13 protein-coding genes are annotated in these 19,867 nt (G+C 69.0%); 5 read left to right on the forward strand and 8 right to left on the reverse strand.

Features of this window, described 5'->3' with window-relative positions:
• Positions 1-343: fascin domain-containing protein (locus tag VGZ32_RS19220; RefSeq protein WP_414642566.1), on the forward strand; the 343-nt coding region annotated here is incomplete at its 5' end.
• 204 nt (positions 344-547) lie between these two features.
• Here the strand turns inward: VGZ32_RS19220 and VGZ32_RS19225 are convergent.
• From VGZ32_RS19225 to VGZ32_RS19235, 3 genes are all read right to left on the reverse strand, one after another.
• Positions 548-2,431 (reverse strand): glycoside hydrolase family 76 protein, encoded by a 1,884-nt coding sequence (locus VGZ32_RS19225; protein WP_326887467.1) that lies wholly within the window; start codon positions 2,429-2,431, stop codon positions 548-550.
• A 117-nt stretch (positions 2,432-2,548) separates the two neighbouring features.
• A complete protein-coding gene (locus VGZ32_RS19230) occupies positions 2,549-4,387 on the reverse strand; it encodes an arabinofuranosidase catalytic domain-containing protein (RefSeq protein WP_326887468.1) in 1,839 nt (612 codons plus the stop codon).
• A 296-nt stretch (positions 4,388-4,683) separates the two neighbouring features.
• Complete coding sequence (locus VGZ32_RS19235; protein WP_326887469.1) at positions 4,684-5,379, reverse strand: DeoR/GlpR family DNA-binding transcription regulator; 696 nt, start codon at positions 5,377-5,379, stop codon at positions 4,684-4,686.
• Positions 5,380-6,177: 798 nt separating this feature from the next.
• Between VGZ32_RS19235 and VGZ32_RS19240 the strand changes: the two genes are divergently transcribed.
• From VGZ32_RS19240 to VGZ32_RS19255, 4 genes are all read left to right on the forward strand, one after another.
• Positions 6,178-7,284, forward strand: coding sequence for an ABC transporter substrate-binding protein (locus VGZ32_RS19240; protein WP_326887470.1), 1,107 nt, complete (start codon positions 6,178-6,180; stop codon positions 7,282-7,284).
• Positions 7,285-7,447: 163 nt separating this feature from the next.
• A complete protein-coding gene (locus tag VGZ32_RS19245) occupies positions 7,448-9,064 on the forward strand; it encodes a sugar ABC transporter ATP-binding protein (RefSeq protein ID WP_326887471.1) in 1,617 nt (538 codons plus the stop codon).
• On the forward strand, positions 9,061-10,026 hold the full coding sequence (locus tag VGZ32_RS19250; RefSeq protein WP_326887472.1) for an ABC transporter permease: 966 nt from the start codon (positions 9,061-9,063) through the stop codon (positions 10,024-10,026). The genes VGZ32_RS19245 and VGZ32_RS19250 overlap by 4 nt, the downstream gene beginning before the upstream one ends.
• Positions 10,023-11,042 carry an ABC transporter permease gene (locus tag VGZ32_RS19255; RefSeq protein WP_326887473.1) on the forward strand — a complete coding sequence of 340 codons (1,020 nt, stop codon included), beginning with the start codon at positions 10,023-10,025 and terminating at the stop codon, positions 11,040-11,042. The genes VGZ32_RS19250 and VGZ32_RS19255 overlap by 4 nt, the downstream gene beginning before the upstream one ends.
• Positions 11,043-11,066: 24 nt before the next feature.
• On the opposite strand, the gene VGZ32_RS19260 is transcribed toward VGZ32_RS19255, so the two are convergent.
• The 5 genes from VGZ32_RS19260 to VGZ32_RS19280 form a co-directional block, all read right to left on the reverse strand.
• Positions 11,067-12,056 carry a LacI family DNA-binding transcriptional regulator gene (locus VGZ32_RS19260; protein WP_326887474.1) on the reverse strand — a complete coding sequence of 330 codons (990 nt, stop codon included), beginning with the start codon at positions 12,054-12,056 and terminating at the stop codon, positions 11,067-11,069.
• 621 nt (positions 12,057-12,677) lie between these two features.
• A complete protein-coding gene (locus VGZ32_RS19265) occupies positions 12,678-15,794 on the reverse strand; it encodes a carbohydrate-binding protein (RefSeq protein WP_326887475.1) in 3,117 nt (1,038 codons plus the stop codon).
• A 428-nt stretch (positions 15,795-16,222) separates the two neighbouring features.
• Positions 16,223-17,779 carry a sugar ABC transporter ATP-binding protein gene (locus tag VGZ32_RS19270; RefSeq protein WP_326887476.1) on the reverse strand — a complete coding sequence of 519 codons (1,557 nt, stop codon included), beginning with the start codon at positions 17,777-17,779 and terminating at the stop codon, positions 16,223-16,225.
• Entirely contained in the window at positions 17,776-18,780 is a 1,005-nt protein-coding gene (locus VGZ32_RS19275; RefSeq protein WP_326887477.1) for an ABC transporter permease, read from the reverse strand. The genes VGZ32_RS19270 and VGZ32_RS19275 overlap by 4 nt, the downstream gene beginning before the upstream one ends.
• The gene (locus VGZ32_RS19280) at positions 18,777-19,865 is read right to left on the reverse strand and encodes an ABC transporter permease (protein ID WP_326887478.1); all 1,089 of its coding nucleotides are present in this window, start codon (positions 19,863-19,865) and stop codon (positions 18,777-18,779) included. Before VGZ32_RS19280 ends, VGZ32_RS19275 begins: the two co-directional genes overlap by 4 nt.
• Positions 19,866-19,867: the final 2 nt, after the last annotated feature.

The raw sequence follows: 19,867 nt of genomic DNA on the forward strand, positions 1-19,867 counted from the left end.
CAACGCCGGCGCGTCGCCGCTGATCGCGAACCGCACCGCGATCGGCGGGTGGGAGACCTTCGACCTGATTCAGAACAGCGACGGCAGCATCAGCCTGCGCGCGCACGCCAACGGTGACATCGTCACCGCCGACAACGCGGGAGCTTCACCCCTGATCGCGAACCGCACCGCCATCGGACCGTGGGAAGAGTTCACCCTCATCGCGAACAACGACGGGAGCGTCAGCTTCCGCGCGCACGCGAACAACGACATCGTCACCGCCGACAACGCCGGTGCGTCGCCGCTGATCGCGAACCGGACGACTATCGGACCGTGGGAGGAGTTCGACCTCATCTTCGACTGATCGGATGAGCTGCGGAAGATACTGCTCGCCGACGGTGCGGCGTCGGCCGAGCAGGGAGAAGCAGTTCAGCGCGGTATTAGTTGATCATCCAGTATTCGTCGGTGCTGCCGTTGCAGGCGTAGATGTCTGCGATGGTTCCGCCAGCGGTCAGGCCCCACCGACTTCAGATCGGTGGGGCCTGACCGCTCATCCGGTGGCCGTCTGTCAGGGTTCTGATGTGGCGGCGAGGAGGGCTTCCAGGGCGCTCGCCTGGGTGCGCCAGTCGCGGATGTTGGGATCGGCGCTGGAGTCCTGGCCGGACCAGCGCTCACCGAACTGGTCGAGGGTGTTGCGGTCGGCGTTCCAGAGCGAGCCGGCCTGCGCCGAGATGAACCCGTTGTAGGCCCCTGCGGTGGCTGAGTTCAGATCGCCGAGGTACCGCATGAAGATGCCCTTGAACTGCTTCTGGTTGTCGTCGCAGGTGGCGTTGAGACTGTCGCAGGACTCTGTAAGCAGTCCGCCGGAGACCAATGCGGTGGAGTTGATCGCGGAGTCGGCGAGATGGCGCGCCTCGGTCAGATCCGCGGCGGCGCCGGTGGCGCGGTACATCTCGACGGCCGCTCCGATCGCAAGGCCCTGGTTGTAGCTCCACACGGTGCCGCCGTTGTTCCCGCACGACGAGGTCAGTCCGTCGTTGACCAGCCCGGAAGAGTTGATCATTCCGCTGGACAGGAACCAGTTCCACGCCCTGCTCGCCTGCCCGAGCCAGGTCGTGTCGCCCGGGATGCGGTCGTGCAGCGAGGCGGTCAGCCGTACGTACAAGCCGTTGGTGATCGCGTTCTTGTACACCCGCTGCTGATCCGACCACAGGCCGCCGCCGCAGCTGCTCGGGTCCCACAGGGTGCTGACGTGGTTGGCGATGGTGACCGCTTCGTTGAGGTACGCCGGGTTGCGGGTCAGGTCGTACGCGTCGATCCAGGCGAGCCCCCACCACTCCGTGTCGTCGGTCGCCTGGCTGATGAAGTCGCCCTGGATGGGGTCGCTGCTGCGCGCCCCGGCCGGGAAGGCGACCTTGTTGACCTGGAAGGTGTGGTCCACGATCCACGAGTACCGGGTGTCCCCGGTCTGCCGGAGGTAGTCGATCACGCTGGTCAGCGCGACGGCTGAGTTCCACCAGCTCGACGGCCACCAGGCGTTGTAGGGGTCGTACGACCACATCAGGGCGTCCGCGGCCGCGCTCGCCTGGTTGGAGCTGGCGCGCGCCCACGCGGTGCAGCTGCCGTTCTCGCCGGTGACGGCCCGGCCGCAGGCGCGCACGGCCCCGCCGTACAGCTTCCCGAGCGGGTCGTCGATGTTGATCTCGACGGTGTTGGTGCCGGTCGCGCCCGCGGGCACGCTGACCCGTCCCTTGGACGAGCCGTCGGGCCAGCTGTTGCCGCCGTCCCAGGAGCGGTCCATCCAGATCTCGTCGCCGGGCGCGCCGTTGGAGATGGTCGCCCACGCCATCCCGCTGTCGTCGACGTGCAGCGCGATGTCGCGCCCGTTCAGGGTCGTGTCGGGCACCGGTTGGTGATTGCCGCTGGCGGTGGCGGGATTGGCGCCGTCGCAGCGTGCCGCGCACACGGACAGGTGGGCCCAGCTGGTGCAGACGACTCCCTGCGCGTCGCCGCACGCGCGTACGACCGCGCGCCGGTGGTTTGAGGGGTCGTACATGTTGTACATGAGGGTGCGAGTACCGGTCCAGGTGCCTGGTATCCAGGCCTTGCCGAGCAGGCCGTCCCAGGTGTTGCCGCCGTCCCAGGACCGGTCGATCCACACCGAGTCGTTGAGGACGCCGTTGTCGATGCTCGCCCAGGCCATCCCGTCCGGGTCCGAGACGTGCAGCTCGATGACCCGCCCGTTCTCGTACATGTTGGGGACGGGGAAGGTCTCCTGCTGCGCGAGCGACGGGTCGCGGGTGTCGCAATAGACGGCGCAGACGGTGGTCGCCGCCGCGGCGACCGGGAGCGTCGCGTGCAGCGGCGCGAGGGTCGAGACGACGGCGGTCAGCAGGGTCAGGACTCTGAATCCGAGGGTGTTCTTGCTCTTACGTGCCTTTCTGAATGGCATCGGTCACTCCAGGCGTTATAGAGCGCTCCGGCTGCGCCGATGCCGAGTGCTTGATGATGGGTGAGCTGCTGTGTTCGGGCGCCTTCCGCCGGGAGGCGCCCGAACACGTCAGCGTTGTCAGGTCAGGTGGAACTGCTGTGCAGGGGTGCCGTTGCAGGTGTAGATCTGTAGACGGATGCCGTTGGAGGTGTTGGCGCCCGGGTCGTCCAGGCAGAGTCCTGACTGGGGATTGAGCAGCGATCCGTTGGATTGCTGCTGCCAGACCTGGCCGCCGACGTTGTTGCAGTCGTACAGCTCCACCTGGGTGCCGACCGCGGTGCCGTCGCCGTTGATGTCCAGGCAGCGGCCGAGGGTCTCCAGCGAGCCGTTGGCGTTGTGGTACCAGTGCTGGTCGACCGCGTAGACCTGGCAGTCCCACAGCTGGACGGGAGTGAGGTTGACGCCGGTGTCGTCGCCGGCCACGTCGACGCACTGGCCGCCGGGGCTGTTGATCACGCCGCCGCCGTTGACGGAGAACTGTTGTGCGGGGGTGCCATTGCAGGTGTAGATCTGCAGACGGATGCCGTTGGAGGTGTTGGCGCCCGGGTCGTCGAGGCAGAGTCCTGACTGCGGGTTGAGCAGCGATCCGTTGGGCTGCTGGACCCACTTCTGGCCGCCGACGCCGTTGCAGTCCCACAGTTCGACCGGAGTGCCTACGGCGGTGCCGTCGCCGTCGATGTCCAGGCAGCGGCCGAGTGTCGAGAGCGAGAGGTCGGAGTTGTGGGTCCAGTGCTGGTCGACCGCGTAGGACTGGCAGTCCCACATCTGGACTTGGGTATAGTCGCCGCCGGTGTCGTCGCCGGACACGTCGACGCACTTGCCGGCGGGAGCGCCGATCGTGGCGGCGGTGGCGGGCTTCGCGCTGTTGCCCGAGTACCCGACCGAGTCGATGTTCGCCTGCACCGCGTTGTCAGCCGCGTCGGACGGATACCCGGCCGTCATCACGCCTTCGAAGAAGGATCCGATCGAGCCGTTGCTGTTGTCGCCGCCGGTGCCCAGCACGATCGAGCCCTCCTGATGCATGGGCTGATATCCGTTGCTCGGCAGGGGGCCGTTGTACCACGTGGATAAGCCTCCGCCTTGTGCGTTGCCTCCCTTGAGCGCGAAGGTCCGCTGACCGTCGTTCTTGAGCATGGCGGTGACGAACATGCTGGTGTTGCCTTGGTCGTTCGTGTTGGAGCCGGCCCCCTGGTACAGGCCGTTCTCCAGGTCGGCCGCGACCCACGGCGCCGTGCCGGAGCACGGTGGGAAGAAGCAGGTGGTGCCGAAGTTGACCGCGTCCATGTGGCCGTTGCCGTTGTCCGAGATCGTCGCCTCGACGTTGCCGTAGTCGAAGCAGCAGCCGTTGTTGACGTGCGTGCCGCTGGCCACCATGTACATGCCCTCGGGCTGGCCGTTCTGCGCCACGCCGGACCCGACGTGGTGGCGGTAGCCGGTGCCCGGGCCGATGTAGACCCCGAACACCTTCTGGCCGCCCGCCACGATGGGCAGCGCCGCGCCGTTGGACCCGACGTCCTGGCCGCCGGCCGCGCCCGGACCCTCGATCGTCAGGTCGTTGTGTTGCGGGGACTGGTCGTAGATGGTCGTGATCACGCAGTTGGTGTTGGCGCAGAACACGTCTTGCGTCGCGGCGTTGGCGTATCCGCCGGGCGACAGCGTGCCGATGTCGGTCGTGGCGCCGTCCGAGTGGCGTTGGACCTGGTAGAGCCGTCCGCTGTAGTTCGCGTAGAGGGCGCGCACGGTGCTGTGCGCCGCCGCGCACGGGGTGCCCGCGGAGCCGTAGATGTCACACGGCAGCGATGTGGCCGCCTGGGCGGCGGACGGGATGGCGACCAGCAGGGCGACGAGCATGGCCAGGATCGTCCCGGCGGAGGATATGCGCCATCGCCAGCGCGGGACGCGCGGGAAAGCGACCATGGTGGACCTCTTTCTGGTGTGGGTGATTCGGGTTCAGGGCGCGCGAAAGCAACGCCCGTCGCACTGCGCGGCGCCGTGGGTCGCAGGGGCTTGCGATGTTTTCGTGCTCTGGTGGTGGCGAGACGGGCGCCGCTGCGCGGCAGCCGCCGACGGGGTAGGTTCCGGCGGCTGCCGCGGGCGCCGGCGCTCCCGGGTTTGCGGCCCCTGGGCAGCAGGGGCGCGGAGCGCGCGGATGCCGACGTCGCTGTCGGGTCGGATGGTGGACGGTTCGTGGGCTGAGTTGGCGGATTACTGGCTCAGTGGTTGATCACCTCGCAGAAGTCTGTGAGCGCGCCGAAGCTGCGGAGCCCGCGTGTGCCGAGCCGGGCGGGTTCGACCAGCAGGACGTTGCGTCGGGAGAGCTGGATCGACGTCTTGCGCAGCTCGGCTTCACCGAGGTCGTCGACGGTCGCGCCGGTCAGCGGGTCCAGCCCGACGCAGTCGAAGTAGGACGCGTCCAACCGCAGTCCGCGCAGCGAGGCGGCCGCCGGGCTGCCGTAGACCGTGCCGGACGGAGACAGCACGCCGCTCAGCAGCACGACCTCCGGTTCGCGCCGCTCGTGCGCGCCGTCGACGGCCTGGGCCACCGCGAGCGAGTTCGTGACGATGCGCAGGTCCGCGCGGTGGCTCAAGCGGTGGGCGAGCGCCTGGATCACCTGGCCGCCGAACAGCCCGACGGATTCGTGCTGCGTGACGGTACGCGCGGCCGACGCGGCGATGGCCTCTCGTTCGGGCTTCCGCTGTCCGAATGCGCGGTCGCCGGGCAGCAGCGCTCCGCCGTGCACGTTGACCGCGTCTCCGGCGTCGATGAGGGCGCACAGATCGCGGCGCACGGTCGCCCGCGACACTCCGAAGCGGTGTGCCAGGTCTCTGATGCGCACGCCGCCGGAGCGCGCGAGTTCGGCGCGGATGAACTCATGGCGCAGTTTGGTCGGGGCGCGGCCACCTCCCATCGTTCTTCATCCCTCTCGTCGGCTGGCGGCACCGCCGCCCCGCGGCCGCCGTCGTAGGGCCGGTTGTCGGACGCGCCGCCGGCGCCGGACCGGGTGGGTGCCGAAGTCCTCTGTCGCGTGCGCTCGGGCACATCGGGCCGTCGGGTATCGCGGCAGTTGGATTTCGACCGGACCGGGGCAGGCGTCATCAGCTCGGCACGAGGCGTCTCACGCACGCGCTTCGTGGGCGCGGCGCGGGACGGCTCTGGCAGAGCTCCCGGTTCCGGTCTGGCGTGGGCAGAAAGACGGCGTGGGGCGGTGCACCGCGTGGATTGGCCGTCACGCGGCGGGTGGTCACTACATCGTTGTAACGCCTCATTGAGGCACCGCCGACGGCGGGCGTCAAGGCCGGTCCGGCGAGGCGGTGGTGGGGCACCGCAAGTATGGCTCCGGAAACGTTTGCGGTAAAGACCGAAGTTTTCGATAATGCCGTCACCAGTACGGACTGCGCGCGCGGCGATGACAATCCGCCTCCGGTGTCGGCGCGTGCGAGCTGCTTCGATGTCCGCTGAATGGGTATCTATCACCTCAAAGAACTACATAGCGACCAACTCGGAAGGCGCCCGTGCATCTCGGTTCGGTCTCATTTGGCCCCGGCCCAGCGCGCTTGTCCGGCGACCAGTTGACAGCGCTGGGTGAGCATGCCTCAATGAAGCCCGTTACATCGTTGGAACACGTGGCTACGTCGGACGGCCGCCGCCTTGCCACGTACTCGCCCCCGCTACCCACAAGCAGCATCGACGAGGATGTGATCGGCGTATGAGCGCATTCCCACGAGGCAAGGCCGTCCCGGCAACTGCCCTGGCTGCCCTATGTTTGGCCGCTACCGCGTGTACCAATTCCGGAAGCACGGGCACGGGGAACACCGCCGCGGCCGGCAACAACTCCGCGGCCGCGCAGCAGGTGGCGAGCCCCACGGCGAGCGCCGGTCCCGCCTGCACGGACCAGACGTACAACGGCGGGGTCCCGCAGCTGAACATCACCGACGGCAAGACGATCGTCGGCTTCTCGCAGTCGGAGTCCACCAGCAACCCGTTCCGGGCCACCGAGACCGCGAGCATCGAGGAGCAGGCCAAGTCGCTCGGCGTCAAGCTGATCGAGCGCAACGCGAACGCCGACGTCAACGCGCAGAACTCGCAGATCGAGGACATGATCGCGCAGGGTGCGCAGGTGCTGATCGTGGCCCCGGAGAACTCCGCCGGGCTCGGCCCCGCGCTGGCCGAGGCGAAGGCGAAGAAGATCCCGGTGCTGACCATCGACCGCACGGTCACCGGCACCGCCTGCTCCGACTTCATCGCCTTCATCGGCTCGAACTTCTACGGGCAGGCCCAGATCGCCGCCGACGACCTCGCACAGGCCACCGGGAGCACCGCCAAGGTCGCGATCCTGTCGGGTACCCCCGGAAACAACGTCTCCACCGACCGGACCGACGGCTTCACCGCCGAGCTGAAGGCGAAGTACCCGAACATGACGGTCGTCGCGTCGCAGACCGCGAACTTCGACCAGACCGACGGCCAGAAGGTCATGGAACAGCTGCTCCAGGCGCACCCCGACATCAACGCGGTCTACGCGGAGAACGACGAGATGGCGCTCGGCGCGATCCAGGCGATCACCGCTGCGGGCAAGACCCCCGGCAAGGACGTCAAGATCGTCTCGATCGACGGCATCCAGCAGGCCGTGCAGGACGTGGCGGACGGCAAGGTCGTCGCCGACATCGAGACCAACCCGCGCTTCGGCCCGCTCGCCTTCCAGTCGCTGCAGAACTTCTACGGCACCACCGGCGTCCAGCCCAAGGTCATCATCAAGGACAACCACTTCACCGACGCCAACGCCCAGACCGCGCTGAACGGCGGCCTCGTGTACTGACGCGGACACGCGGAAAATAAGACGACCGGCCGTTGTAGGCCGGTCAGCGCACAGCGGGCGATCGACCTGAGACGACCGGTCGTCTCAAAGGGCGCGGCGGGTCGTCCGGTGTGTCGCGTGGCTCCTGGCGCCGCGTCCGCCGACAGCAATCGAGGGAGGAACGATGCCGGAACCCCCGGAACCCGCCGCCGGCGCGGACAGCCCCGTGCTGGAGGCGGTGGGGCTCGGCAAGAGCTTCGCGGGCGTGCGCGCGCTGCGCGGCGTGGACTTCAGCCTGCGCTCGGGTGAGGTGCACGCGCTGGTCGGCGAGAACGGAGCGGGCAAGTCCACGCTGATCAAGGTGATCACCGGCGTGTACCGGCCCGACTCGGGCACGGTGCGGCTGTCGGGGGCGCCGCGCTCGTTCCGGAACCCGCTGGAGGCGCAGGCCGCCGGGATCTCGACGATCTACCAGGAGGTCAACCTCATCCCCCTGATGTCCGTCGCGCGCAACCTCTTCCTCGGCCGCGAGCCGCGCCGCTTCGGACTGGTCGATCTTCGGGCCATGAACCGCTTGGCGACGGAGACGCTTTCGCGGTATGGCGTGCGCGTGGACGTGACCCGTCCGCTGCACACGCTCGGGCTCGGCGCGCAGCAGATGGTCGCCCTCGCCCGGGCCGTGCAGCTCGAGTCGCGCGTCGTCATCATGGACGAGCCCACCTCCTCGCTCGAGCCGCGCGAGGTGAAAACGCTCTTCTCCGTCATCAGCGCCCTGCGTTCACAGGGCATCGCGGTGGTCTTCGTCAGCCACCGACTGGACGAACTGTACGAGATCTGCGACCGGGTCACCGTGCTGCGCGACGGCGCGGTGGTGCACACCGGGGAGCTGGCCGGATTCGGCCGGCTCGAGCTGATCTCCCTCATGCTCGGCCGCGAGCTGTCCGAGGTGCGCGCGGAGGGCGCGACCGCCTTCGACACGGCTGGCCACGCGGCGCACGGCGGCCAGCCCGCGCTGCGCGCCACCGGGCTCGAGATGCGGCACCGGCTGCACGGCGTCAGCCTGGACGTACACCCGGGCGAGGTCGTCGGCCTCGGCGGCTTGCTCGGCGCCGGGCGCAGCGAGACAGCCAAGGCGATTATCGGCGCACTGCCCACCGACGGCGGAAGCGTCGAGGTCGACGGCAAGCGGCTGCACCAGCGCAGCCCGGCGTCCGCGATGCGCGCAGGCGTGGTGATGCTCGCCGAGGACCGCAAGGCGGAGGGGATCATCCCGAGCCTGTCGGTGCGCGAGAACATCGTGCTGGCTGCTCTGCCGCGGATGTCCCGCGCGGGTGTGGTCTCGGCGAAGAAGCAGGATGCCGTCGTCAAACTGTTCATGGACCGACTGCGCATCAAGGCATCCAGCCCCGAACAGCGGGTCAGCGACCTGTCCGGCGGCAACCAGCAGAAGGTGCTGCTGGCCCGCTGGCTGTGTATGAACCCGAAGGTGCTGCTGCTCGACGAGCCGACCCGCGGTATCGACGTGGGTGCCAAGGCCGAGGTGCAGGCGCTGATCGACGAGCTTGCCCGCGAGGGCCTGGCCGTGCTGCTGATCTCCTCCGAGCTGGAGGAACTGATCGAGGGCTCGGACCGGATCGTCGTGCTCAAGGAGGGCGCGGTGATCGGCCGGCTCGACGGCGACGAGGTCACGGAGGAACGGCTGATGCGGACCCTCGCTGCAGAGGCGCCGTCGGATGCCTCGGATAGCTCGGCAGTCGAGGCGCACGCGGAGCAGACCGGCGACGAGGAGCGCGAGCGATGAGTTCGATCACGTGGGCACCCGAACGCGTCAGCCGCGACCGGCTGCTGCGCTGGTTGCAGGACTACGGCGTCTACGGGGCCTTAGTCGTTTTGCTGGTCGTCGCGGTGGCTCTGAACACGAACTTCCTGTCGGCGTCCAACTGGCGGGTCCAGCTCTTCCAGCTCGCCCCGACCCTCCTGGTCGCACTCGGGATGGCGCTGGTCATCGGCACGGAGGGGATCGATCTGTCGGTCGGCGCGGTCATCGCGCTGGCGGCGGCGGCGATCCCGCTCTACATCGGCTACGGCCCCTGGGCGGCGATAGGCATCGCGCTGCTGCTCGGCGCTGCGTCCGGGATCGTCGGCGGGTCGATGGTGGCCATTGCGGGCGTTCAGCCGATCGTGGCCACGCTGTCGCTGATGATCGGCGTGCGCGGCCTGGCGAACCTGATGAACGGCGACGTCGCCAAGCCGGTCGGTGACAGCACCCTGCTGGGCCTCGGCGAGAACACCGTGCTGGGCGTCCCGGTGATGGCGTGGATCGCGCTGGCCGCGGCCGCGGTCACCGGCCTGGTCATGCGGCTGACCACGTTCGGGCGGCAGCTGGTCGCGATCGGGGACAACCGCCCGGCCAGCCGGCTGGCCGGGCTTCCGGTACGCAGGGTGCTGATCACGGTCTACGTCGTCTCCGGCGTGCTGTCCGCGCTCGCCGGCGTGCTGATCGTCGGGCACGGAGCGGAGGCCGACCCGGCGAATCAGGGCTTGAGCATGGAGTTGAACGCGATCACCGCGGTGGTGGTCGGCGGCACGCCGCTGACCGGCGGCCGGGTGCGAGTGCTCGGCACTGTCGCGGGCGCGCTGTTCATGCAGCTGATCACCGCGGTGCTGACGCAGCACAACGTGCACGAGTCCTACACCCAGATCGTGGAAGCGGCCATCATCTGCTTCGCCGTCTATGCATCGCGGGAGCGTGGCACCCGATGAGCAGCAGCACCTTGAACCGAACGCTGCCACCGGGTCCCGCGGCGCAGCCGGCCGAGTCGGCGCAGGCGCCCACCCTGCGCGAGCGGATCTCGTACCAGGTGCAGCGGCGCGGCGCACTCGCCGTGCTGGTCCTGGTCGCGGCGCTCGCCTCGGCGCTCTCGCCGACCTTCCCCACCTGGTCGAACATCAGCAGCATCCTGGGAAACAACGCCTTCGTCTGGCTGCTCGCGCTCGCCATGACGTTCGTGATCACCACCGGCGGCATCGACCTGTCGGTCGGCTCGCTCTACGCGCTCGGCGGAGTGCTCGCCGCCCGCGGCGCGCAGACCGGCGCCTGGGCGGCGGTCCTGCTGCCGCTCGTGGTGTGCGCGGCCTGGGGCGCGGTCCAAGGCCTGTTGGTGGCCAAGGCGCGGATGGCGCCGTTCATCGTCACGCTGGCCGGACTGCTCGGCGCGCGCGGCCTGCTGCAGGCGATCACGAATGAGGGCTCGACGACATACCTGGTACCGCAGGGCTCGTGGTTCCGCGACCTCGGTCAGGGCACGTGGACGCCCGTGCTGATCGTCACGGCGCTCTTCGTCCTCGGCTGGCTCCTGCTGGAGCGCACCCGCTTCGGGGCCTCGCTCACCGCCATCGGCGGCAACGAGACCGCGTCCAGGCTGCTGGGCTTGCCGGTCGACCGGGCGAAGGTGCTGGTCTACCTGCTGTCCGGGACACTGGCGGGAATGGCCGGCGCGCTGGGCGGCTCGCGCCTCGGCTCCGGGGTGACCACGATCGGCCTCGGCTACGAACTGACCGCCATCGCCTCCGTGGTGATCGGCGGCACTCTGCTGACCGGCGGCTTCGGCTCGGTCGGCGGCACCGTCTGCGGCGTGCTGCTGCTCGCGGTGATCCACAACCTGATCGACCACTACTTCTCGCAGTACGGCTCCGCGTTCACCGACGCGGTCAACGGCGGCTTCCTCGCCGCCGTGGTCCTGCTGCAGACCGCGCTCAGCCGAATGCGCCGACTCTGACTCGGGGCGGGAGCGCGGACGCCGTCACCGGCGGCGGCTGCTCTCCCGCACCACCAGCCGATAGCCCGGCTGGATGAGCCGACCGGCCTCCTCATAGCCGTCATTGATCCGCCTGAGCAGCGCGCCGACCGCCTCCTCCGCGATCTTGGTCTTGTCCGGGGCGATCGTGGTGAGCGAGGGGATGGCGTACTCCGCCTCTTCCACGTCGTCGAAGCCGACGAGCGCGATGTCGTCGGGCACGCGCAACCCGGCGTCGTAGATCGCCCGCATCGCGCCGAGCGCCATCATGTCGTTGAAGCAGAACACCGCGTCCGGCAGCTGCGGAAGCTTGAGCAGCCGGCGCATCGCCTCCGCGCCGTCGGGGCGGCGGTAGGACCGCACCGGAGGGAAGAGCGCTTGATCCACCAGCAGCCCGGCGTCGCGCAGCGCCTCGGTGTATCCGAGCAGCCTCTGCTGCGCAGTCGCGCGCGGCGAAGGGTCCTGCCAGCCGATCGCCCCGATCCGGCGGTAGCCCCCGTCGATCAGGTGCCGCGTCACGTCGCGGGCCGCGGCGACGTTGTCGATGTGGACGTGGTCGCACACCAGCCCGTAGTCCGCTTCGCCGAGCAGCACCAGCGGGACGCTGCGGTCGCGCGAGGCCAGCTCGTTCTGGTCGAGGCTCAGCGGGCTGAGGATCACCCCGTCGATCATCGGGTCGCCGAGGCCGGAGGCGATGCGCAGCTCCGCGGCCGCGTCGCCGGCGGTGTCGTCCATCAGGACGGTGCAGCCGTGCCGCCGGGCCGCGGCGATGACCTCGACGGCCAGCTCGGCGAAATAGGGGTTCGGCATCTCCGGGAACGCGAGGGCCAGTACGCCGCTGCGGCCGGTGCGCAGCCGGCGCGCCATCATGTTCGGGTGGTAGCCGAGCGCGTCGATGGCCTGCTGCACGCGTCGGCGGGTCTCGTCGGCCACCCTCGCGGTACCGTTGACCACGTTCGACACGGTCTTGACGGAGACCCCCGCGGCTACCGCCACGTCTCGCAGGCGCGCGGCGCCCGGACGCGCCAGTGCCCGATCGGCGCTCACACGCGCCCCGTCCGCGCAGTGCGGGCGGGGGCGGACGGCGTCGCAGAACGTGCCGCGGAGCGGTGGGCCGTCCGAGCGCCGTTTCCTGAGGTCATCACGCCTGTGCTCCGTCCGATCCGTCTCCGCGAGGAGGTCGTGGCTGTGCGGTGACCCGCGGGCCTCGCTGTCCCGATTATCGGCCATACGCGGGCTTTGCGCACAGGAAAACATCCGATCACCGCTACTCGGATTACAACGTTAGAATACCCGGTCCGCTGGCTTCCGCGCCAATGTTGTGCTGGTTGCGAAGGACTATTTGGCGTGTGCTGGCCGGATTGCCTGCTTTACATCGATTACCGAGCGACAGGCTTCGCGCCCGCAGTGGTCAACCGGCGGATATGAGCAGTGCTGCCTACGGTACTGCGCCAGGATCGCCGACCCGCACCCGGCCGGTTCGCTATCCGACCCGACGACTAACGCATCGGCGCCTGCACCCGACGAATCGGGTGCAGGCGCCTGCGCTGTCTCGTTGATCTCTTGCTGGCGCCAGTCGGCGGGTGCCGGTGCGGAACCGCTGACAGGCGGGATGGGTTACGGGTAACTGGTCAGGTCGTTAGCCGAGGTGTTGGTCGGTGTCGGACCGCCCACACCGTTGATGATGTTCTCGATCGCGCCGGCGTTGGTGATCGACACGGTCACCAGGTCGTGCCAGTTGGCGCCTGAGGCGGACGAGGTGAACGCGTTGTCGGAGACCACGCTGTTGTTCGTGCTGAAGAAGCAGTACACGCCGAGGCCGTAGCCCTGGAAGCCCGTGGCCGAGCCGGACACGGCGAACGACGGGTAGCCGCGCGCCGAGCCGTCCATCCACGCGCTCTGATTCGGCGGGTCGTACGGCATTTCGCTCTGGTAGAAGTAGTCCTTTCCACCGCTGCCGTTCCACTGCACCTGGACCTGCTGGTAGTGCTCCACCGCCAGGCCGTACATGGCGACGTTGGCGCCGTTGACCACCAGACCGTTGGCGGCTGTGTTGGTGTTCCAGCCGACCGTTCCGCCATTACCGTGGTCCGCTCGCCACAGCCACAGGTCGTCGCCGATCACGTTGTTGCTGTTGACCACGAGGGTCTGGTTGGCGCTGCCGACCGTCGCGCCGCCGATCCGGGCGAACACGTCAGAGAGCACGGTCGGGTCGGAGGCGTGGCTCGCGCTCGACCCGGGCGGGCCGATCTGCACGAGCACCTGCGAGTTGGTCGTGCCGGCGTCGAAGATCAGCCCGCCGATCCGGATGCCGTTGACGTCCGCGGTGGACAGGATCGTGTTGCCGCCGTTGGACACCAGCGTGGCCAGGCCGAGACCGAGCACCACGGTGTCCGGGTTGGTCACGTTGATGGTGCCGTTGATCTGGTAGATGCCCGGGGTGAACAGGAGGTTCTGTCCAGCCGCGAGCGCGGCGTTGATCTGCGCCACGGTGTTGCTCGGGTTGGCGATGAAGAAGGAGCTGATCGGCAGCGAGCTGCCGGGGGTGTTGCCGTTGCTCCAGCTGGCGCCCTGCCGGTTGGCCTGGTTGCCGGGCACGAACACGTTCCAGTTGCCGGAGGAGTCGACGTAGAGGTAGGGCTTCTCCGAGATGTTGGGCGTGGTGTTGACGGTGGTGAACGGCGGATTCGGGAAGCTCTGGCCGGGCACGCCGGTGGAACCGGTGAACACCATGTTCCAGTTCGAACCCGTCCAGGAGCCGAACTGGTCGTTGCGCAGCATGTACTGCTGCTGGCTGCCGGAGCTGACCTGGCCGGTGACCACCGAGTCGCCGACGAAGCCGCCCGACGAGTAACCGTTGAGCGACAGCGCCAGCGAACCGTTGATGTCCATCCGCCGCAGCGGAGTGGCCTGCGAGGTCGCCCACACGGTGTTGCCGGAGGACGGCGAGTCGGTCAGGTTCTCCGCGTCGCGCCAGAAGTTGATGGTCGCGTTGCCGCCGTTCCAGTTGGCGTCCGCGTGCACGCCGCCGCCGGTGATCGTGGTCTGCGTCGGGGACTGCCCGAGCCCGAGCACCTGGGTGTAGAAGCCGACCGGGACGTCCACGTTGTACGATCCGGGCTTGAACAGCATGGCGTAGCGTCCGGTGCCCATCTCGCTGCTCTGCTGGCTGTTGAAGACCGAGTTGATGTCGTTCTGGATCGTCGCGCTCGACATCGACGGGTCGAAGACGTACACGTTCGGACCGAAGTTCGGCGTACCGCCGCAGCTGTTTCCGCAGCCGCCGCTCGGCACCACGAGGCTGAACGCCTGGGCGGCGGTGCCGTTGCAGGTGTACTGCTCAAGCTGCACGCCGCTCGTCGTCGAAGCGCCGGGAGTGTCGATGCACAGACCGGAGTTGTCGGCCACGAAGGTGTAGTTGCCGTTGGACTGCTGGTTGGCCGCGAACAGCTCGTTGGTGTTGCTGGTGCCGCCGTAGGCCCACATCTGCAGCAGGGCCCCGCTGGCGGTGGCCGTCACTCCTCCGGTGATGTTCCATGCCTCGCCGGCGCCCTGAGCGTTCTGGTTGAGCACCTCGTATTCGCCGGTTGCCACCGGGACGAACTGCCACAGCTGGCTCGAGGCCCCGGTGCAGGAGAGCTGCTCTACGGCGGTGCCGCTCGCCGTGCCGCCGTTCGCGGCGCTGGCGCACAGGCCCGAGTTCTGGTTCACCACTTCATACCAGGCCGACGTGTTGATCCCGGCCGAACCGAAGGACAGGTAGTTGATGTTCCAGCCGCCGTTGTCCTGGTTCAGGGTCAGCGTTTGTGTTCCGGCCGGGAGGGTGACGCTGGCGGTGACTGTCGTCCAGGTCTGCCATCCGCCGGTCGCCGGGACGTTGATGTTGCCGGACAGGTTGGTGCCGGAACTGTTGGCGATGTGCAGGCCGTCCGTCACGCCGTTGGGTGAGGCCAGGCGCACGCCGAGCGAATAAGTGCCCGCAGAAGCCACGTTGACGGTGTACTTGAACCACTGACCGGCCGCGGTCCAGCCCACGTCATCGCCGCCGCCGGTGTCCGTGGTGGCCTCAAGATCCACCCCGTCCGGCCGGTAGCTGTTGGCCGAGCCGTTGGTGGACGTGACGTTGTAGGCGACTCCCTGGCCGCCGGTGTCATAGTTCTCGGCCTGCACCGTGCCGGGCACCGGAGCGGCCGTCCCGTTGAAGGGGCCCTCGTTGCTGCCGTTGCTGGCAAAGGTCAGGTAGTTGATGTTCCAGCCGCCGTTGTCCTGGTTCAGGGTCAGCGTTTGTGTTCCGGCCGGGAGGGTGACGCTGGCGGTGACTGTCGTCCAGGTCTGCCATCCGCCGGTCGCCGGGACGTTGATGCTGCCCGAGAGGTTGGTGCCCGAGCTGTTGGCGATGTGCAAGCCGTCCGTCACGCCGTTGGGCGAGGCGAGCCTGACGCTCACCGTGTACGACCCGGCCGACGCGGCGTTGACGGTATAGTTGAACCACTGTCCGGCCGCGGTCCATCCGACGTCATAGCCGCCGCCGGTGTCTGTGGTGGCTTCCAGGTCGACGCCGTCGGAGCGGTAGTTGTTGCCCGAGCCGTTCACGGTCGCGACGTTGTAGGCGACTCCCTGGCCGCCGGTATCGTAATTCTCGGCCTGCACTGTGCCGGGCACTGCGGCAGCCGTCCCGCCATAGGGAGAGCCGGTGGCGGCGTGGGCGACGGTGGGACCGCCGATCAGTGCCAAGGCGGAAACGACCGCCAAGGCTATGGTCGCGCGTCCCGCGCTGCTGGCCCGACGCGGTCTCGCGTGTCCAGGCGCGAGGATTCGCGCGATACGGAAGTGTCTCATCTTCTCCTGCCTCATACCGGACTACGTTGTCCTTCGACTTCTGGAGCAGTCTGAGTTCCGCGGCGCGGGATCACCGGATCCGCGTCGGGGGGAAAGCCGTGGAGCATCGGGCATCGGCCGCGCCCCGGCCGGCCCGCAACCGCTGCGCCAAGCGGCTGGAGAACTGCGGTGAGCGCCCCGCATAGTGCGGTGAGCTGGACAGCAGCACTTAATTCAAGATGTGATTTAACGCGCGATTCATTGGCGCGTCAAGAGATTGGGGGCTCGAACATGTGATGTTTGGCCGCGTGCGTTTTTGCGCAATGTCGGGGTTTCGGCTTCGGTCAGACGGCCGCTCCGGAGTGAATCAGATTGATGACGGCCTGGCTGGTCGCCCGGTAGTCGTGGTCGTTGTCGAGTTCGCCGACGACGCGGTAGTCGTTCATCACGTCGATGCGGTCGGCGAGCGTGACCATCTCCGGCAGGTCGGAGGAGATGAGCAGGATGGCGAGGCCGGTGTCCGCGAGGGCGAGGATCAGTTCGTGGAACGCCGCCTTGGTGCGCACGTCGATGCCGACGGTGGGTTCGTCGATCACCAGGATGTCGCAGTCGGCGGCCAGCCATTTGGCCAGGCTCACCTTCTGCTGGTTGCCGCCGGAGAGCTGGCCCGCCAGCTGGCGGGGGTCGGCGATGCGCATGCCGAGCCGCTCCCGGTAGGTCTCGACCAGGGACCGCTCGTCGGACTCGCGCACCAGGCCCGCGCGCGCGATGCGCCGCCACACGGTGACCGCGACGTTGCGGGTGATCGGCTGGTCGAGGAAAATCCCTTCCTCCTTGCGGTTCTCCGTGACGTAGCCGATGCGGTAGCGGTGCAGGGCGTCGCCGACGCTGCGGATGCGGGCCGGCTCTCCGTGCACACTCAGCGTGCCGGAGGTGATCCGGTCCAGCCCGAGCACGGCGCGAATCAGTTCACTGCGGCCCGCGCCGACCAGGCCGTAGAGGCCGAGGATCTCGCCGGGCTGCACGTGCAGCGACACGTCGCGGTGCCCTGATTCGGTCGAGACCTCGCGCAGTTCCAGCGCGGCAGTCGCCTGCCGCTCGACGCGGCGGGTCTGCAGTGTCAGGTCCGCGTGCGCGCGGCCGACCATCAGGCTGACGATCTGGTCGCGGGAGTAGTCGGCGAGCGGCTTCGCCTCGGCGACGCTGCGCCCGTCGCGCAGGACGGTCACCGTGTCGGCGACCGCGAAGACCTCCTCGAGCTTGTGGCTGACCAGCACGACGCTGTGGCCCTGGTCGCGCAGCCGGCGCACCACCGTGAACAGCCGGTCGGCCTCGTCGCCGGTCAGCGACGCGGTCGGTTCGTCGAGCAGCAGCACGGTGCTGTCGACGGCCAGCGACTTGGCGATCTCGACCAGCTGCATCTGGGCCACCGACAGCGACCCGACCGGCCGGTCGACGTCGAGGTGCACGTCGAGCTGGTCGAGGCAGCGGCGGGCCAGCGCCCGCATGGCCGGGCGGTCGACGAAGCCGAAGCGGGTGGAGACGGCCTGCAGCGCGATGTTCTCGGCGACGGAGAACGCGGGGATGAGGTTGCGCTCCTGGTGCACCACGCCGATCCCGGCGCGCTGGGCGTCATGCGGCCGGGCGAAGCGGACCGGCGTCAGACCGCCCGCGCCGTCGGAGACCAGCAGTCGGCCGCCGTCGGGCTGGTAGACCCCGGTCACGATCTTGATCAGGGTGCTCTTGCCGGCCCCGTTCTCGCCGAGCAGCGCGTGGACCCTGCCGGGCTCGAGGGCGAGCGACGCCTCGTCGAGGGCGCGCACCCCGGGAAACGTCTTGACCAGCTTCTCGGCGACGAATCTCGTGCCCGGACTCGTGTCCTCGGTCATGTCTCCAGTCATGTCCCGGTCCCCTTGTGCCGCGTCCGGAGCTGGGTGAGCAGCACGGCGCCGAGCACCACGGCGCCGACGATGAGGCTTACCCAGCTGGGGTCGATGGAGTACTGCGCCTGCGCGACGTCGACCAGCCGAATGATCAGCGCGGCGAGGCAGGTGCCGGCCACGCTGACCGCGCCGCCGACCAGCGCCACGCCCCCGATGATCGGGGCGGCGAAGCTCGGCAGCAGCAGGTCGTCGCCGATGGTGGCGTTGACGGAACCGGACAGCGCGACCTCGACCACCCCGGCGATGCCCGCGAGCAGCCCGGACAGCAGGTGCGCGAGCACGATCGAGCGGTCATTGGAGATGCCGGACAGCCGCGCCGCGAGCGGATTGCCGCCGGTGGCGAGCAGCTGGCGGCCGAGGGCGGCCCGGCGGAAGAAGAGCGCGACCAGCACGGCGACGATCACCGCGACAAGGAACGGGTTCGGCACGCCCAGGATCGAGCCCTGGCCGAGGCGGACCAGGTCGGGGGAGTAGCCCTGGAACGTGGAGGTGCCGTGCACCCCGTAGCGCAGCCCGTCGATGATGGTCATGGTCGCCAGGGTCACGATGAACCCGTTGATCCGGGTCAGCACGACCACCAGCCCGTTGACCGCGCCGACCGCCGCGCCGACCAGCACCGCCGCGACGACCGCGACGCCGGCCGGCAGCCCGGCCCGGACCATCAGCCACGCCGCGATCATCGAGCAGAAGCCGGTGAGCACCCCGACGCTGAGGTTCATCTGCCCGACGCCGAGCACCGCCATCTGTGCGAGGCCGACCAGGATCGGCACGGCCAGGTACTGGAAGACAGACCTGAGCGTGTCGCCGTGCAGCAGGTTGCCGTGGGTCGTGCTCGCCAGCGCGGTGAAACCCACGACCGCGATGAGGGCGAGAGTGAACTCCGGAGTGCGCACGAGCTCCCGCAGCCGCGCGCGCCGGAAGTCGGGCGGCAGGCCGGCGTTGCCGGTGGCGGTGGTCATGGTCGGCTCCCTCGCCGCTCGGCGATCACGTGGCGCAGCCGGTCCAGCGACAGCGCGGCCACCAGGACCAGGCCGATGTAGATGTTGAGCGCCTGGACCGAGAAGTTCAGCAGGTTCAGCCCGGTGCGGATGACCTCGGTCAGCGCGGCGCCGAGCACCGTGCCCAGGACGCTCACGGCCCCTCCGGCCAGCAGCGTCCCGCCCAGCACCGGGGAGAGGAACGACGGCAGCAGGAAGGAGTTGCCGATGTCGGCGGAGAACGCGCCGCTGTTGATCGCGAGCAGGAAGCCGGCCAGCGCGGACAGCAGCCCGGACATCGCGTGCGCCTGGATGATCCGGCGCGAGGTGGGGATGCCGGACAGCTGCGCGGCCTTCAGGTTCGAGCCGGTCATCAGCATCTCCCGGCCCACCCGGGAGACCCGGAAGAGCAGCCCGACCGCGATGACGGCGACGAGCGCGATCGGAACGATCAACGGCACCGGCGGCCCGCAGACGTTGCCCATGCAGTAGTTGCTGAAGGTGTCGATGCGCAGCGTATCCATGCCCGCGGGGTGGACGCTGAACGCCACCCCGTCGCCGACGTGGCTGTAGAGCAGCGAGACCAGCCCGACCAGTGCGAAATCCAGCGCGAGGGTGACCACGAAGGAGTTCGCGCCGGTCGTCACGATGATCCATCCGGCGGCCGCGCCGACAGCCGTGCCGACCACGAGGCCGACCACCATTCCGGGCCACAGTGGCAGGTTCAAGTGCTGATATGACCAGCCCATCGCGAACGCGGAGATCGCCGCCATGCGGGGGACCGCGAGATTCATGTGCCCGAGGGAGAGCACGCAGAGCTGGGCGAGCCCGACCACCGCGAACACGCTCAGGTCGGCCTGCATCGGCACGAGCGTGAGGTACGTGTTGAGGAACGACGGGCGCAGCGAGGAGAAGACCAGGACGAGCACGACGAGGACCGCGAACAGGCCGAAGCGCGGGTTCGCCCAGAACGGCAGGCCGCGCCGGGCCGCGGCGGCGGACTGCGTCGGCGGCGGCTCGCTGTCCGGCGGGGTCGCGACGTCGGGCTCGGGCAGGGACGCGGGCATCG

It is taken from the genome of Actinocrinis sp., from assembly GCF_035938995.1.
Taxonomy (GTDB): Bacteria; Actinomycetota; Actinomycetes; order Streptomycetales; family Catenulisporaceae; genus DASZGI01.